Origin of the sequence: Thalassotalea sp. Sam97 (assembly GCF_041379765.1) — a bacterium.
GTDB lineage: Bacteria > Pseudomonadota > Gammaproteobacteria > Enterobacterales > Alteromonadaceae > Thalassotalea_A > Thalassotalea_A maritima.
Genome location: NZ_CP166919.1, coordinates 2,521,753 through 2,538,792 on the forward strand (window position 1 = coordinate 2,521,753; position 17,040 = coordinate 2,538,792).

The window sequence follows — 17,040 nt, forward strand, 5'->3', positions numbered from 1 at the left end:
GCTCTCTTTAACTGGCAATTTTTACGTTCTTTGATGGAAATAATGGCTCATGCATACCCACTGCTTTTGCCTGTTCAAGTAACGCCATTAAATCCAACTCGGCAATATCATCAAGCTGTTCAATACGATTCAATAAAAAGTAAATCGGTTGCATGATATCAATTCGATATGGGGTTCTAAACACATCAACAACATCTAGGGGCTTGCGAATAACCTCGTCATTGTTAATAGCATAAATGGTTTCACCCGGAGACGATAAAATACCACCTCCGTAAATACGCAATCCATCGGCTGTATCTAACAAGCCGAACTCTACCGTAAACCAATATAAGCGTGCTAGATAAACACGATCTTCTTTACTGGCATTCAAACCAAGCTTTCCGTATAGCTGGGTGAAGTTGGCAAATGCCGGATTGGTTAACAATGGACAATGACCAAATATTTCGTGAAAAATATCCGGCTCTTGTAAGTAATCAAAATCTTCTTCGCGGCGAATAAAGGTCGCTACCGGAAACTTTTTCTCGGATAACAAACGAAAAAACTGTTCAAAGCCAATTAGCGCAGGTACTGGCTCACACTGCCACCCTGTTGTCGCTTGCAGCACCTGATTCACTTCAGCTAATTGTGGTACCCTATCAAGCGGTAGATTAAGACGTTCTAAGCCGGCTATAAATTCGTTGCAGGCTTTGCCTTCAATACACGCTAATTGGCGACTAATTAATTTGTGCCAAATCGCATTCTCTTCAGCACTCCAGCGAATAACCCCATTTTCGTCGCCTAGTTTGGACACATACGATGTCGACTTGGTCATAACTCACTTCCTCTCCAATTTATTGGAATCAGAGCATTTTATTATCGTTATTGGTTGCTTAACGCCGAAAAGGCTCAGCATGCTCTGTAATATATGACCTAAGACTATAAGAACTGGTTGCAAATTTGCAATTCGTTTACACGGGTAAACAACGCTCAATTGTACGGTTTAATTTACAACCTTAATCACCCCTTGTTATCATTGACTTTGGGGCTTAGTAAGCGCTTCACATCCCCAACAATTGCCGCCTAACATGCTTTAATTTCGGAGCAGGTTGTTGCTCATCAAATGGGATCGGGCGACTTAAGTGCATCGCTTTTAGGCCCAGCCTCGCCGTCAACATACCCGCCCCTAGTCCTTGAGCGGCCCTAGTTGAGACACGCCCAAGTGCCTCTGCCCCTAATACATCAATCCCAACATCGGCTATTATTTCACTCACGCCGGCATAGGCGAGGTTAGCAAGCACTTGACGTAATAAGCCTATACGACTCCAATAGCCCATTTGCACCCCATATAAGCCCGCGACCTTATCTATCATGCGTAAGTTGCGCCAAAGTAACAAAGCCATATCCAGCAACGCCAGCGGGCTTACTGCGACCATTACCACCGCTTCTGTGGAGTATTTACTGATTTGTGCTAATGCTTGCTTATCAACCTCACTCAATACGTGCTTACTGTAAATTTGTAGCACTTCTTTGTCAGACATCGCATCATCGATATGTTGTTCAAACACTGCAATTTGTTGTTGAACATGATCGCCAACATACTGTTTATTGAGTGACTGACAAAATGCCTGAGCATCGATACTTGCTTGGTGTTGCATAACAGCTGACGCCTTGGCTTGCTTGGTTTGTTGTTGACGAAATTTTCGTAATGCCCGCCACTCTTTAAACACGGCCTTGCCGGCTAGCAATCCGACACAACCAACCACCAAGCCATAGATGCTGGTAATGAGCGGCGATTGACTAAATCCGTCAATGAAAAACATCAGTAACTCATACACTATTACTATCGCCAAACTCGCGCCGGCTAAGCGCCATAGCCAATTAAGTTTGGCTGGTTTATAGCTAGCCTCATCCTCAACGAGCTCTTGCTCAACCTCTTGCCACGCTTGTTCTGGTAAAATCACTGGTTGCTGAATCGTTGTCGACCGCGTTAATTCGTCTTCTTCGCCGATAATAATGTGCTGTTCGAACTCCGTTTTATTACTCATCGTAATTTGTCTCCTAGCAAGAACTGCAATACGTGATCGAGACGAATATGCGGTAAACTGATGTCTTCATGCAGATCGTTTGGTGGTGCAAAGCTGACAAAATTAAAGCCTTGCTCTGGCCAAAGCTGTTTATTGGGGGGCCGCTCTGGCACAGACCCGGGAAATAAGGTTATTTTCTCGCCATTATCTAAACGCTGCCCCTTAACGACTTGCAGTTGTTTGCCTTGGTATTCGGTTTTGCCTTGCTCGGTTGCTTTGATCGAGGCAATAGCCAAACTTTTCATTTTTATGGCATCGTAAGTTAATTGCTTTTTCGCTTTGACAACCAACCGCTCTAATAACTCAACTAACTGCTGATGCTGATCGCTGGTGACATGATCGGCCTTATTGGCGGCAAACAACAAGCGGTCTATTTTCGGCGAAAACAAACGCGCCAATATATTCGCGTTGCCATAGCGAAAGCTGTCCATTATTAATGAAAGCGCATACTGTAAGTCGGTAAAGGCATGATGACCATTGTTAAGTGGGGTTAAACAATCGGCCAAAATGATTTGTCTATCAAATCGTGCGAAATGATTCTTATAAAAATCCCCCACGATATCATCACGGTAACGACGATAACGCGCGTGCAACATACCAATCATGGTATGTTCATCTGCATTTTTGTATTTAGACAAATCAAGCGTCGCAAAAAATGGAAATGGGATAAATTGTAAAACTGGGGCCCCTTTATGCTCGCCCGGTAAAATAAATCGTCCAGGTTGAATCACAGAAAGTCCTTGCTGATAACGAAACTGATGCAGTAATTCGGTGTATTGCTCAGCCAAATCGGCTAAGAGATTTTCGTCTACTGGAGCGAAAGGGTCGAGCTCGGCAACACGCTGTAAAAACGCTTCACTTAACGACTTGCGAGGCTCTGATTGCAACAACTCAGTGATATGCTCAGACCATTGTTGATAGCTTTGTTCCAACATTGGCAGGTCAAGCAACCATTCACCGGGGTAATCGGTAATGTCAAGGTACAAAGTGCGCATGTCTCTGCCAAAATTTAACAGCGAATCATTGGCATAATAACGAATGGCAAGACGTAACTCGCTGATATTACTGGTTGGCTCAGGCCACGTCGGCGGGTGGGCCGTCAACCGTTGCATACCGCCATCATAATCGAAACGCGGAATGTGCAGATTCTTTTGTGCGATGCGTTTAGCACCAATAAACCGCCCTTGGTGGGATGTATCAAAAAAGGTCAATGGCTGACCGTGACCTTCGTTAATCAATTGGTTTACCAGCGAAGTAATAAATGCCGTTTTACCGCTCTGCGATAACCCTGTAACCGCTAAGCTGACATGCTTATCTAAACTTCGATTAATGATGTCATTTGCCTCATTGCCGATTTTACGGACTAAGCGAGACACGGACTGCTTATTCAATAGTGCCATAACTACCAGTGGATACCCTTTTAACGAGAACATGCTGATGCTTTAATGTAAAACAAAAAAGGCTGCACTGCAGCCTTTCTCCTAACGCTTTGACCATTAAAGCTTATTAATTTCACGCGATACCGTAAACTCAGGCGAGGTCACATAACGTTCCATGTTGCGTAACTCATGCTCTAGTGTTTTGAATTTAATACTAATATCACGTATCGCTTGTTTCGGCGGTTCGCCTGCTTGCCAAATCTTCGATTTCACTTTAATCGATTCATTAACAATTTCCTCTTCATGCATCTTATCTCGAACATTTTGAGCAACTTGCTTTGTCGATACACCATTAGGCTTTTTGTCTAAAATAAACCAACCGGCGATGTACAGCAAAATAAACCAGCCCATACCTAACAAGACACCAGATACCACCAGAATACGAACTAACCAAGCTTCCCAACCAAAATAGTTTGCGATGCCGGCACACACGCCGGCAATTTTACCTTTTTGCGGGTCGCGGAATAACTCTTTGCCGTTACTCATACTTTGGTTCTCCAATCAGGGGTCTCCGCATCCAATATCGCTTCAAGCGTTTTAATACGGTCAGCCATTTTGTCTGCGGTTGCTGATAACTCAGCTAGCTGACGAAACTCCTCGTCACTTAAGCCTTGACTGAGTTGGCGTTTCGAACGGTAATGTAATATTAACCATATCGGTGCAACGATGACCATGAATATGATGATCGGTGCCATTAAAATATCTGGATCCATAACGTCTCTCCTAACAATTCCTGTCTACAAGTCTACTTCTTAGTTGTTTTCTTAGCGCTTGCTGACTTAGACTTGTCCATCTTCGCCTTTAACGCCGCTAACTCGTTATCAATACTATCATCTGATTCTAAATCAGCAATTTCATCAGCAAGAGACTTTTTACCTAAGTCATAAGCATCAACTTGTGATTCTAGATCGTCAATTTTTCGCTCATAACGGTCAAAGCGACTTAATGCATCTTCTACTTTACCGCTGTCTAACTTACTCTTCACTTTAAGACGCGATGATGCGGTTTTACCGCGCATAATAATTGCTTTTTGACGCGCCTTGGCATCAGCAAGTTTCTCTTGAAGCTGTGCAATTTCATCTTGCAATTTTGCAATGTGATCATCAAATGTTGCTAGCTCATCGTTCATCGATGCCGCGGCATCACTGCATTTATTTTTTTCAACCAACGCTGCGCGGGCTAAGTCTTCGCGGCCCTTGCTTAATGCCAACTCGGCTTTTTGTTGCCAGTTAGCCGCTTCTGCTTCCATACGTGCCGCCTGACGAGTAAGCTCTTTCTTGTCCGCTAAGGTGCGGGCTGATGACGAACGAACTTCAACCAGCGTATCTTCCATTTCTTGGATAATCAGTCGAACCATTTTTTCAGGATCTTCTGCCTTATCTAATAAGCTATTGATATTTGAATTAATAATGTCTGTAAATCGTGAAAAAACACCCATGACTTGGTCCCCTAAATAAAAACTGAAAAAGGAATATTTACAATATACTATTCAGTTATGATGCCAACTTGCAAAATACAATTCAAACCAATGATTTTAAAGGCTTTTATTATTTTAACTAAAAACACTTCTCAGAACCCGCTTAATGAAATACACTATTTATTAGTGAAATAAACCAATAAAAATGATAATGAGTCGATTTCAACAAGATAACCTTATCGGGCAATCCAATAGTTTTTTAGAAGTACTCGAGCATATCTCGCAAGTTGCGCCCCTGTCAAAACCCGTTCTCTTGATTGGTGAGCGAGGCACAGGTAAAGAGCTCGTCGCCGCGCGACTGCATTATTTGTCTAAGCGATGGGACCAGAATTACCTAAAACTCAACTGTGCGGCATTAAATGAAAATTTATTAGAAAGTGAATTGTTCGGTCATGAAGGTGGTGCATTTACCGGCGCGAATAAGCGACATGAAGGACGCTTTGAGCGCGCCAATGGTGGTACCTTATTTCTCGATGAGTTGGCTAATACATCAGGCTTGATCCAAGAAAAGCTATTACGAGTCGTTGAATACGGCGAGTTTGAACGAGTGGGTGGCTCAAAAACGGTTAAAGCTGACGTACGGCTGATTGCCGCAACCAATGAAGATTTACCCGCCTTAGCTGAACGTGGCGAATTTCGTGCTGACTTATTAGACCGATTAGCGTTTGACGTAATAACCTTGCCGCCGCTTAGGGAGCGCCGTGAAGACATTTTAATGTTGGCAGAGCACTTTGCCATAAATATGGCGCGAGAGTTAGAGTTTGAATTATTCAGTGGCTTTACTGAAAAAGTCAAAAAAGCATTACTCGATTATCATTGGCCTGGTAATATTCGTGAATTAAAGAACGTCGTTGAGCGCAGCGTTTATCGCCATAACAACCCTCATCTTGCGGTAAACGAGCTGATAATAGATCCATTTGAGTCGCCTTTTAGACCGAAAAATCGCATTAAAACAGCGGATCGTCGAAGCCAAGCAAGCGATGGCCTTGATAACCCAACTGAACAAGCTCAGGCAACAGAGTCGAACAACACTACGGAGCCGGTTACGCAACAACTTGACTATCCGGTATCTCTCAAGGACTTGTCGCAACAATACGAAATCACTATGCTTAAAGAGGCCCTTGCCGCGTGTCAATTTAATCAAAAGAAAACAGCCGAGGCACTGCAGCTCACGTACCATCAACTGCGTGGGTATTTGAAAAAGTACAATTTGCTCGATGGTAGCGAGGCAAATTAATGAAAATCAACCAATCAGCAAACAACGCTAGGTTTGCTGTCTGCAAAATGTTATTGCTGTTGCTCGTCAGTAGCTGCTTGTCTGCCTGTGGAGAAAAAGTAGACGCGACGTCCATCCTTGCCGAGGGTGTTATCTACTGTAGTGAAGGCTCTCCAGACTCTTTTAACCCTCAGTTGGTGACATCAGGTACGACAATCGATGCCACATCAAAGCAACTGTATAATAAGCTACTCGATTTTAATCACGAAAATTACGATAAAATCCCCTCGCTTGCCAAGTCCTGGCATGTTAATTCAGATGGCACCCTCATCACTTTTTATTTGCGCCGTAACGTTGAGTTTCATCAAACCGATTACTTCACCCCAACACGTCAGCTCAATGCCGACGATGTGATATTTAGCTTTCAGCGTATACTCGATAAAAGTCACCCATTTTACCTGTCAGCGAAAGGTCAATTTCCATTTTTCCAAAGCATCAATTTTGACCAATTAGTAGCTGATATTGAAAAAATTGACGATCACACCATTCGCTTTCATTTACATCACCCGCAAAGCTCATTTTTAGCCAACCTTGCTGCACCATTTTCCGTGATTTTATCGAAAGAGTACGCCGACAGTTTAGTGCAAAACCAGCAGTCTCTGTCGCGCCTTGACAGTCACCCTATAGGTACTGGTCCATTTAAATATAAAAGTTATCAAAATGGTGCATTGATTCGCTATCAAAAGCACCCCGATTATTGGCGACAAGAAGTTAAGATAAATCATCTGCTCTATAATATTACGCCGAGTAATACCGGTCGGTTAACCAAATTATTAACCCAAGAGTGTGATGTCATTTCTTACCCCATTGCCTTGCCCGAAATTCATGCCCGTGACAACGTTGTGGTTGAACAAGTTACATCATTTAATGTGGCGTATATGGCTTTTAATACGCAAAAGCCACCTCTTGATAACCCGTTAGTTCGCAAAGCTATCGCCCATGCCGTAGACAAGCAAGCGATCGTCGATGCCGTATATTTTAATCAAGCTGAAGTAGCCGATTCATTATTGCCAAGCGCATCTTGGGCACATAACCATAAAATTGACAGCCTTGAATACTCACCGCGGGTTGCCAAACAATTGTTAGCCAATGCCGGTCTCGCCGATGGTTTTAGTATCGAGTTATGGGCAATGCCTGTACAGCGGGCATATAATCCGAATGCATTAAAAATGGCGAAACTTATCCAAGCGGATTTGGCCGATGTCGGAATTCGCGTCAATATCGTCACCTATGAATGGTCAACGTTTTTAAAAAGATTGGCTCAGGGAGAGCACCAATCAGTATTAATAGGCTGGTCGGCAGATCACCCCGATCCGGATAATTTTTTCTCACCTCTGCTCAGTTGTGCAGCCGTAGATACTGGCTCAAATCGAGCATTTTGGTGTGATCAACAATTTGATCGCTTACTAGCCGATGCCTTGCTTGATAGTGATTTAGTGACTCGTAAGCAACGATATACTCGGGCGCAGCAAATGATAGTCGATCATGTTCCTTTATTGCCAATCGCCCATGCGAAACGTTCACAAGCCAAACAAGCCTACATTACCGGTGATATATTAACCTCGATTGGTGGCGTAAACTTTGAAAGTGTTGATAAACAGGTACAGCAATAATCATGATAAATTTTATTATCCGTCGTTTAAATTTGCTGCTCTTTACCCTATTAATGCTCTCAGTGGTCTGCTTTAGCTTAAATTACTTGTTCCCAGGTGATTTGCTTACCAATCTTTCAGGGCAAAACATCGGGAACGTTGCGCAGCAGCAACTGTTAGAGCAGCGCTATCACATAGATGGCAATATCATCGATCAATATCTTGCTTACATGAGGGAAATTTTTTCCGGTAACTTTGGTTTATCTATGGCCACAGAAGCACCAGTATTCGATGAGTTACTTGTGCGCTTACCAGCAACCATTGAGTTGTGTTTGGCCGCGCTATTTTTAGCGTTAATCATAGGTATGCCACTTGGTTTTGTTGCTGCTATTTTTCATAATCAGCCGGTCGATAAAATGATCTTAACGTTCGCTATGCTTGGCTATTCGATCCCAGTATTTTGGCTGGCGCTGATCTTGATATTATTATTTTCGATAACCTTATCCTGGCTACCATCGGCTGGCCAATTAAATCTACTTTTTGAAGTTGAATATCGGACAGGCTTTTTGTTTATTGATATATTACTTAGTGACATGCCACACAAAAGCGCAGCCCTTAGAGACGCACTACTGCACCTCATTTTACCAGCCATTACGGTTGCGATGGCACCGATGACCATTTTTATACGCTTAGCGCGAACTTCAATGCTTGACGTTCTGGACTCGAAATACATCAAAGCAGCACGGGCAAAAGGCTTATCTAAAGGAATGATCATATATCGTCACGGTATTCGTAACGCACTGGTTGGCATTGTTCGCCAAAGTGGTTTGCAGTTTACCAACTTAGTGACCATCGCCATGATCGCCGAAGTTATTTTTGATTGGCAAGGGATTGGCAGCTGGCTTATCGAAAGTATCTTTACGCGTGACTATACCGCCATTGTTGGTGGTCTTATCGCCCTAGCGACATTCACCTTTATCATTAATATACTTGCCGACTTTCTTTATGTGGCACTAAATCCATTGGAGCGATATAAACGATATGGCGCATAATCAAATATACCAAGAAGAGGCGTTTCCTTCGCCCATCAAACAGCTGTGGTATACGTTTAGGGCGACACCTGTTGCCATGATTGGTTTTTGTATTTATGTAACCCTGTTACTGCTTGCGATTGTCGGCAACTTTATTACCCCACATAATGCGATTGAGAATAATCTAGATAAATTACTGTTGCCACCCGCATGGTCTAATGCCGGTGACTTAAGTCACCTTCTCGGGACAGACGACTTAGGTCGCGATATGTTATCACGCCTGATCCAAGGTACCTCTCTGACATTCGGACTAAGTATCATCGTTGTTCTATTTGCGATGTCTATCGGTGTGCTTATCGGCTCTTTTTCGGCACTAACCCGTGGTTTGAAAGCAAGTTTATTAACTCACTTTCTTGATGTTATTTTATCGATCCCCTCTTTGTTGTTAGCGATAATCATCGTCGCCATCCTTGGTCCGGGGCTTGAAAATGTATTATGGGCTATCGCTTTGGTATCGATACCTCAATTTATTCATGTAACACGCAACGCCATTAAAGAAGAACAGAAAAAAGGCTACGTACTGATCCCGATTCTTGATGGTGCCAGTGAAATACGTGTACTAATCACATCAATATTTCCAAACATTATCGACAAAATTATTATCCAAGCCACATTAGCGCAGTCGGCAGCCATATTAGAGATTGCCGCCTTAGGCTTTCTTGGCCTTGGCGCACCGATCCCAATGCCTGAGTGGGGCTCTATGCTAGCCAACTCCCTAGATCTATTTTATATTGCCCCTTGGACCACCTACCTTCCAGGCTTAGCTATTTTGATCACGGTAGTGGCGACGAATTTAGTTGGTGAGGGCTTACGCCACGCCTTGAAACTGCAAAAAGAAAGCTAATGAACTTACTCGATATTAAAAACCTGAGCATTGAACTAAAAGGGCAACACGAAAATATCGTTGCCGTTGATAGAGTGTCATTAACACTCAAGCCTGGAGAATTTCGTGGCTTAGTGGGTGAATCAGGCTCGGGAAAATCTCTGTTAGCGCAAGCCATTGTTGGAGTACTCGATGATAAATGGCAGGTCAATGCCGATCGCTTTCATTGGCAAGGCGTAGATTTGTTACGTTTGCCAATTGAAGAGCGTAAACAAATTATCAACCGAGACGTAGCGATGATATTTCAAGAGCCTATCAGTTGTCTTGACCCAACCAATACCATAGGAGAAGAAATTGAAGAGGTGCTTGATAACAGTCAATTTAGTGGCTTTTTTTGGCAGCGAGCAGCACAACGTAAAGAAGAAATCATTAAGCTGTTACATAAAGTAGGTATTAAACAACATGAAGTGTGTGTTAACAGTTACCCACACCAGTTGAATAATGCCCTGTGTCAACGGGTCATGATTGCTATTGCCCTAGCGAAAAAACCTAAGTTATTGATCGCAGATGAACCAACAGCATCAATGGAAGCAAGCAATCAAAACCAAATATTTCGCTTGCTGGCGAGCCTTAATCAACTAAAGAATATGTCCATTTTGCTGATCAGTCACGAAATGGAAAAAATCAGTCACTGGACTGATCGACTAACCGTCATGTATTCTGGTCAATTTGTTGAAGGCGGTAGCCCCGCGCAAATATTGAAAAAACCATTGCATCCCTACACCCATGCATTGGTGGCTTCTTCGCCAAATATCGCCAAAAACCATCAAAAAAAGCAAGTGCTCGATACCTTGCCAGGCAGTATTCCCAGTTTAAATCACCTGCCGATAGGATGCCGCTTGGGACCACGTTGCCCCAATGCCGAACGCAAGTGTGTAAAAGCACCACCGCTGCAGTCGTTAAAAGGTCAACAGTTTAGTTGCCATTTCCCAATAAGCTACCAGCGTAAGGAAGATAATCGTGACTAGCCTGATTGAAGTTAACGATCTAAGCAAAACCTATAAAGTGAAGCGTAATTGGTTTAAAACTGATAAAAAGACGGTACTTGAACCACTATCCTTTAAGCTCAATGCACGCGAGACACTAGCCATTGTGGGTGAAGTCGGCTCGGGTAAGTCAACTCTTGCCAAATTACTGGTGGGCGCGGCTAGACCAACAACCGGCAGCATCATTCTTAATGGCCAACCACTGCAAGCAGGTAACTTTAAACAGCGATGCCAACACGTACGTATGATATTTCAAAATGCCGGAGATACATTAAACCCCAGTTTGACCATTCGCCAGCAACTCGAAGAGCCGTTAATGTTGAATACCACATTAAATGAAGCTGAGCGACTGGAGATGATCAGCTCAACATTACAAAAGGTTGGCCTGCTTGTTGATCACATGCATTACTACCCACATATGTTCTCAGGGGGCCAAAAGCAACGTATATCGCTCGCTCGTGCCATTATCTTACAACCCCAGATAGTTATCTTAGATGAAGCTCTAGCGTCGCTTGATTTATCGCTCAGGGCGCAGTTAATTAACCTATTACTCGAACTGCAAGATACCATGGGACTCGCCTATATTTTGGTATCACACGACATTGATGTGATAGAGCATTTCAGCGATAAGTTAATGGTGCTTAGAAACGGTAAAGTCGTTGAATACGGGAATACTACAGATGTGATACTTAACCCTAAAGATAAGTTCACTCGTAAATTGATCATGTCACAGCGCAAGGTACAAGTCCGTTAATTAGGTGGCCAAAATAACTATGCCACTACACCTTTTCCATGTTTAGTTATTGCGGATTCAATTAAGCTGTCACCTAATCCGTTTTAAGACCACAAATATTGCTCAAGTTTTAAAAGATCTTTCGCTGTGGTGTAAGCGGTTACGCCTTTTAATGCCAGTGGAATTGCACCTAATGCGATTTTACGATTGATATGTTTAAAATCTGACTTGGCAAAAGTGCCAGACATACCCGCTACGGAAAATAAATTCTCCTGCAAATAATCCTCAAAGGATACGCCAGTCACTTTTTCCACAACTAAGCCTCTTAAAATAGTGTTGTTGTTGCCGTAGTCGAATTTTTCTCCAGGAGAAAACTTTAATGTTTTTAGCTGCTTTAAATCGTCAAGAGCCTGAATTGTTGTCATATTGGCTCGGTATTTTACATCGGGTAAGCCACTACTATGCGTTAACAAGTGCTCAATGGTGATCTCATGTTTCCAATCAGGTAACTCTGGAAAATAATCAGCAATAGACTGGTTGAAGCTGATTTTATTCATTTGTTTTAGTTGCAGTAATGCAATGACAGAAAACTCTTTAGTAATTGAGCCAGGGCTAAATGCGTAGTTGGTTGTTAACTTATCAGAAGAGTTTTTTCCTACTTTACCGATAGCTTTTTCAAATAGAACTTCATCGCCTTTAGATATCAAAACAACGCTATTAAATCCTACTTTGTTATTTGCCTGGATAATCAGGTTTTCTAACTGATTTTTTTGCTTTTGTTGAGTGCTTATTGAATTTGAGGACGAACACCCTAACAGATTGAACATAAAAACTAGTGATACTAATAAAGTTAAAGGTTTGTTCATTGTATTTTCCAAATAATTTGCATTAGGCGTTCACTGAACGATTTCTCGCCATATCTAACCAGCATGTTCTCGATTCTAAATGTGAGACAGAATACATATGGAAGATTAAATACTTCTTAGCTGAACATTAAAAATATTTAATGTTCCAAAAAGGTTTCTTTAATTTTGACCCATTAGGCTAACAAGGAAAAATTATTTAATGGAGTTACTTAAGAATGAAAATTTTTAGACATATTGGATTAAAAGCTGTAGTGGTATTCATATCCGTATTTCCTGCGCACCTGATAGCTGGTAACGAAACAGGGAGCGTTGAATGCGAATCAACATGTCAACTCAATCTTGCAAATGAATACTTTGATTTACTAAATGCAGTAGGTAAAAAAGGTTCTACGGATAAGGATATAGAGAAGTTAATTTCTTCTATGCATGATGATGTACAATATATCCACGTAAGGTTTGGAGCTGAATTTAATCAAACGTCTTGGCGTAAAGCATTTCTTAGAAACTTAAAGAAGGGGTTTTATACGGCGACATCAAAACAAGAAATTCGAATCTTACGTTCTATTGATGGTAAAGGTTATTTAGCTGTTGAATATGCCCACGGCTCAATCAATAACGATAATTGGATACCAGAAGAAGGGCAATTAGTCATATTTGGTTTTACCGATGGTAAGATTTCAATGATCAAAGAACTTTGGTAAACAAACCCAAATATACCCAATGGGAATGAACTTTTATGATAGTTAGAAAAAAAGTAGGTGTGGTTTACTTTAGTAAAACGGATATAACCGCTCAATTGGTAAACTCGTTTATTGAAGGTGTTGATGGCAACAACCAAATTGAAATTATTAAGCAACGAGTGTCTGGCAAAGATATTGTCGAAGGTCGATACGTAAATATGAAAGCGATTGATTCATTAACTTCATGCGATGCCATAATCTTTGCTACTCCAACCTATATGGGGGGCGTATCAGCTCAGTTAAAATCTTTCCTTGATGCCACTAGTGAACTTTGGTGCAAACAACTTTGGGCTGGAAAATTTGCAGCTGGCATTACCTGTGGCAGTGCGCTAAATGGCGATCAAAGTTCAACACTTCAATATTTAATTACATTTGCCAATCAACAAGGCATGTTGTGGCTCGGACTTGATACTCCGTTTGGTTATACAGATGAGCCAGTTAATAGACTAGGTTGTCAGTTGGGTGTTACTGCTCAATCTGATGGAGAAATGGCCTCAAAAGAAGATTTAAATACTGCTCGTTATCTTGGAGAAAGAATGGCAACAATTGTAGGTAAAAATTAAATTTGTTTAATGTTTTAAACAGGTTAATTTAATTTAGATTGTTCATCATTGAGTTCCAATAAACAGGAGCAATATGATGAAAATCCAATCAAGTTTTATATGTTTAATCACGGTATTATGTATCGCTGGCTGCACTAGTTTAAGTCCAATTGTAAATGACAGTGTTAATGTCTTAAATGAAGCTGATTCAAAAAGAGTAGAAGTAAGTAACAACGGGTCTGGAGAATCAATATCTTCCAGCGTTAAAGTAAAGAGCGGTATTTCAGGCAAGCACACTGAAATACAAAAAGTGAAGCAATCTTATTTGCCTAACAAGTCAAGCTTTGTAGGTAATTGGAAAGGACAGTTGTCAATGATTGACCACTTTCATTCTTTAACACTTAACTTCACTGAGGAAGACGGTGTTCTTAATGCCAACTATGACTTTTGGGGGATGAACTCAAAAAATAAATCGGAGGAACAAGCTCCCGAAATTAGTTTTTCATATTTTGACGAAGAGCTAGAACTAGTGTTACCCGACGCTGGAATTAGGTTAAGCGCTAAGCAAACCACAAATACTAGCATTGAAGCCGATGTATATTGGCTAGGACATTCTCAAAAAGTAACCTTTTCAAAAATCGCGGCAGAAGAAATTCCTAAAATGACCCATCACACTATGGGGCAGAAAATGAACGTCGCAGTATTGTTATTTGATGATGTAGATGTATTAGATTGGGCTGGCCCACTAGAAGTTTTTGTTCATGCACACAGCTTTAATACCTACACAGTTTCATCAAAAAGTAGGGCGATGAGTGGTGCAGGTTATAGTGTGACCGCTGATTATACGTTCGATAATATGCCTGAACCTGATATTGTTATCATCCCAGGTGGCAGAATAAGCCCTCTGTTCCTAGATGAAAGAACGATGGCATGGATTAAAAAGCAAAGTACTAACTCAAAGTATATGATGTCTGTATGTAATGCTTCAGCACTAATGGCAACAACAGGTTTATTAAATGGAGAACAAGTAACAACCCATCAAAGCTGGATACCCTGGATGGAACAGTTATCAAAACAACATAATTATGAAGTGATAAATGGGCAAAGATTTGTTGATAATGGAAAGATCATAACCACTGCTGGTGTATCTGCTGGAATTGATGGCGCTCTTCATATTGTAGCCAAATTATTAGGGGAGCCTAGAGCTAGAATGACAGCTAAAATGATTGAATATGATTGGCAACCTACTGAAAAATATTAAAGAGGAAGGCAATGAATTTGTTGTTGATAGAAGATGAGAAGTCTATTGCAGAATATATTTGTAAGGGCTTTAAAGAGGCTGGGCATAATATTGAGTGGAGCCAAAATGGAAAGTTGGGCTTCACACTTGCAGTAGAGCAGGATTTTGATGTATGCATCGTTGATCGTATGTTGCCAGAGCTTGATGGACTCTCCATTGTTAAAGGGCTGCGAGCTATTAGCAACAAAACACCTATTATTATTCTCTCGGCCTTATCGGATGTTGATGAAAGAGTGAATGGTTTAACCGCCGGTGCAGATGACTATCTAGTAAAGCCCTTTGCTTTTAGTGAACTTGAGGCGAGAGTTCACATTTTAGGCAGTCGTGGCAAAGCAGAGCAAACTTATCAACCGTCATCAATTTTATTTGCAGATATCGAACTTAACTTGCTGACCCGTGAAGTAACGGTTAATAACACTAAAATAGAGTTAAAAACTAAGGAGTTTGGTTTATTAGAAGCGCTAATTCGTCAACCTAATCGAGTATATTCAAGAACCATGTTAATGGAGAAAGTCTGGGGGTATAACTTTGACACGCAGACTAATGTGATAGATGTTCACATTAGTAATTTAAGAAAAAAAATCGAATCGGTTAGTAAACTCTGTTTATTAAAAGCAGTTAGAGGCGTTGGTTATAAGTTGGAAAAGGTAAACGATGAATAGCTATATTGGTAAATTGGTGCTGATATATTTTTTCATCACCGTGGCAATGTTGATGGCTCTCATCCCCATCTATAACACTATAGAGTCTCAACAAAGCAGTAAAATCGAGACTATTCTTCAACCACAATGCGCTTATTGTGAGCTAAGAGATAAATATGCTAAAGCAGGACGTGACGCTTTAAAGCTTCATATGTTTGAAAAACCTCAAGATAAGTGGCTCACGACCTTAATTTTCAAATCTAATGAAATGGACAAAGTTTCCAGTTCACCTTGGGTTCAATCCGAGGTTACGTCAGCTATGGCGTTAACTAATGAAAATAAGATTGAAGTTACCGTCAACGTAAATCCGACTGCGGGCAAAGAGCTTATTCTTATTTATTTGGATTCAGACACCTACCTTCTTATCGAACAATATTTATCTGTTTCTCAACAAACACCTCTGAATACTATTGAAGAGGTTAAGACACAAGTCAATGAAGCACTTTTTCAAAGTTTGTTTATTACGCTATTTTTCACTACGCTTATTTTTATTTTAACCCTTTATTTTTCTAGAAAAATATATAAAAAACTAAATAATATTAATGAGATATCAGAGTCCATTTATGCGACTGGCGACCTTTCTAAAAGAATTCCACATACAAACGGTAATAGTGAATTTGACAGGTTAGCTAAACAACTAAACATAACTTTCGAAGCAATAGAAAACAAAGTATCTGACATTCGTAATATCTCCAATACATTGGCACATGAATTAAAAACGCCTTTAACTCGATTGACTCACCAAATAGAAGAATTGAACATCCCCGAAGAAAAACATTTACTGTTAAAAGACAGTGCTTACAAAGCCAATGATATATTTAACGCCATTCTTCGGATATCTCACTTAGAAAGTGGCAGCGCAAGGGTATCAAGGACAACTGTAAGTATTGAAAAAATTATCACTGACGCAGTAGAATTTTTAACACCAATGGCGGAAATTAAAGACCAAAAGGTTTTGGTAGATATTGAAGCAGCAAACGTTCAAGTTGATCAAAGCTTAACTTCTCAGGCGTTAATCAACCTGTTAGATAATGCTATCAAGTATTCTCCGCACTCTACGACTATTCAAGTGAACGGAAAGGTTCAAGGCAATTCTCTAGTAATATCCGTTCAAAATGAAACTGCTAAAATACCTACTGACGAACTGAGAATGTTAAAACAACGCTTTACCAGAGGTTCAAATACTTCAAGTAATGAAGGGCTAGGTTTAGGACTCTCTCTTGTAGAAGCCATTGCCATTGCTCATCAAGGTTCACTTAAACTAGAAAGCGGTGAATTTGGTTTTAGAGCATCGATTTCGTTTGTTATTTGGACTTCCCAGACTTTGCTAGACACCAAATGAGTTACATTG

18 protein-coding genes are annotated in these 17,040 nt (G+C 41.0%); 11 read left to right on the top strand and 7 right to left on the bottom strand.

Annotated features, from left to right (window positions below; translation table 11 throughout):
• Positions 1-7 precede the first annotated feature (7 nt).
• The 6 genes from phhA to pspA all read right to left on the bottom strand — a co-directional run bounded on the left by phhA (position 8) and on the right by pspA (position 4,940).
• A complete protein-coding gene (phhA, locus tag ACAX20_RS11250; RefSeq protein ID WP_371186257.1) occupies positions 8-811 on the bottom strand; it encodes a phenylalanine 4-monooxygenase in 804 nt (267 codons plus the stop codon).
• A gap of 226 nt (positions 812-1,037) precedes the next feature.
• Positions 1,038-2,024: a YcjF family protein gene (locus tag ACAX20_RS11255; protein ID WP_371186259.1), complete on the bottom strand. Its 987-nt coding sequence runs from the start codon at positions 2,022-2,024 to the stop codon at positions 1,038-1,040.
• Positions 2,021-3,496 (bottom strand): YcjX family protein, encoded by a 1,476-nt coding sequence (locus ACAX20_RS11260; RefSeq protein ID WP_371186261.1) that lies wholly within the window; start codon positions 3,494-3,496, stop codon positions 2,021-2,023. Before ACAX20_RS11260 ends, ACAX20_RS11255 begins: the two co-directional genes overlap by 4 nt.
• A gap of 63 nt (positions 3,497-3,559) precedes the next feature.
• A complete protein-coding gene (gene pspC, locus ACAX20_RS11265) occupies positions 3,560-3,988 on the bottom strand; it encodes an envelope stress response membrane protein PspC (RefSeq protein ID WP_371186263.1) in 429 nt (142 codons plus the stop codon).
• Entirely contained in the window at positions 3,985-4,215 is a 231-nt protein-coding gene (gene pspB, locus ACAX20_RS11270; RefSeq protein ID WP_371186265.1) for an envelope stress response membrane protein PspB, read from the bottom strand. The genes pspC and pspB overlap by 4 nt, the downstream gene beginning before the upstream one ends.
• A 32-nt stretch (positions 4,216-4,247) precedes the next feature.
• On the bottom strand, positions 4,248-4,940 hold the full coding sequence (pspA, locus tag ACAX20_RS11275; protein ID WP_371186267.1) for a phage shock protein PspA: 693 nt from the start codon (positions 4,938-4,940) through the stop codon (positions 4,248-4,250).
• Between the two features lie 190 nt (positions 4,941-5,130).
• Between pspA and pspF the strand changes: the two genes are divergently transcribed.
• Genes pspF through ACAX20_RS11305 form a run of 6 tightly spaced genes read left to right on the top strand, consistent with a single transcriptional unit; the run spans position 5,131 to position 11,561 of the window.
• Positions 5,131-6,216 (top strand): phage shock protein operon transcriptional activator, encoded by a 1,086-nt coding sequence (pspF, locus tag ACAX20_RS11280; RefSeq protein ID WP_371186269.1) that lies wholly within the window; start codon positions 5,131-5,133, stop codon positions 6,214-6,216.
• Positions 6,216-7,868 carry an ABC transporter substrate-binding protein gene (locus ACAX20_RS11285; protein WP_371186271.1) on the top strand — a complete coding sequence of 551 codons (1,653 nt, stop codon included), beginning with the start codon at positions 6,216-6,218 and terminating at the stop codon, positions 7,866-7,868. The genes pspF and ACAX20_RS11285 overlap by 1 nt, the downstream gene beginning before the upstream one ends.
• A gap of 2 nt (positions 7,869-7,870) precedes the next feature.
• Positions 7,871-8,899, top strand: a complete 1,029-nt coding sequence (locus tag ACAX20_RS11290) for an ABC transporter permease subunit (RefSeq protein ID WP_371186273.1) — start codon at positions 7,871-7,873, stop codon at positions 8,897-8,899.
• Positions 8,889-9,782: an ABC transporter permease subunit gene (locus ACAX20_RS11295; RefSeq protein ID WP_371186275.1), complete on the top strand. Its 894-nt coding sequence runs from the start codon at positions 8,889-8,891 to the stop codon at positions 9,780-9,782. Before ACAX20_RS11290 ends, ACAX20_RS11295 begins: the two co-directional genes overlap by 11 nt.
• The gene (locus ACAX20_RS11300) at positions 9,782-10,789 is read left to right on the top strand and encodes an oligopeptide/dipeptide ABC transporter ATP-binding protein (RefSeq protein ID WP_371186277.1); all 1,008 of its coding nucleotides are present in this window, start codon (positions 9,782-9,784) and stop codon (positions 10,787-10,789) included. Before ACAX20_RS11295 ends, ACAX20_RS11300 begins: the two co-directional genes overlap by 1 nt.
• Positions 10,782-11,561, top strand: coding sequence for an ATP-binding cassette domain-containing protein (locus tag ACAX20_RS11305; RefSeq protein WP_371186279.1), 780 nt, complete (start codon positions 10,782-10,784; stop codon positions 11,559-11,561). Before ACAX20_RS11300 ends, ACAX20_RS11305 begins: the two co-directional genes overlap by 8 nt.
• 83 nt (positions 11,562-11,644) lie before the next feature.
• Here the strand turns inward: ACAX20_RS11305 and ACAX20_RS11310 are convergent, their stop codons facing one another.
• Positions 11,645-12,406, bottom strand: coding sequence for a serine hydrolase domain-containing protein (locus ACAX20_RS11310; RefSeq protein WP_371186281.1), 762 nt, complete (start codon positions 12,404-12,406; stop codon positions 11,645-11,647).
• Between the two features lie 215 nt (positions 12,407-12,621).
• On the opposite strand from ACAX20_RS11310, the gene ACAX20_RS11315 reads away from it, so the two are divergent.
• The 5 genes from ACAX20_RS11315 (at position 12,622) to ACAX20_RS11335 (ending at position 17,031) form a co-directional block, all read left to right on the top strand.
• Complete coding sequence (locus ACAX20_RS11315; RefSeq protein ID WP_371186283.1) at positions 12,622-13,107, top strand: hypothetical protein; 486 nt, start codon at positions 12,622-12,624, stop codon at positions 13,105-13,107.
• Positions 13,108-13,142: 35 nt separating this feature from the next.
• Positions 13,143-13,709, top strand: coding sequence for a flavodoxin family protein (locus tag ACAX20_RS11320; protein ID WP_371186285.1), 567 nt, complete (start codon positions 13,143-13,145; stop codon positions 13,707-13,709).
• Between the two features lie 73 nt (positions 13,710-13,782).
• Entirely contained in the window at positions 13,783-14,949 is a 1,167-nt protein-coding gene (locus ACAX20_RS11325) for a DJ-1/PfpI family protein (RefSeq protein ID WP_371186286.1), read from the top strand.
• A gap of 11 nt (positions 14,950-14,960) precedes the next feature.
• Positions 14,961-15,650, top strand: coding sequence for a response regulator transcription factor (locus tag ACAX20_RS11330; RefSeq protein WP_371186288.1), 690 nt, complete (start codon positions 14,961-14,963; stop codon positions 15,648-15,650).
• Complete coding sequence (locus tag ACAX20_RS11335) at positions 15,643-17,031, top strand: ATP-binding protein (protein WP_371186290.1); 1,389 nt, start codon at positions 15,643-15,645, stop codon at positions 17,029-17,031. Before ACAX20_RS11330 ends, ACAX20_RS11335 begins: the two co-directional genes overlap by 8 nt.
• Positions 17,032-17,040 lie beyond the last annotated feature (9 nt).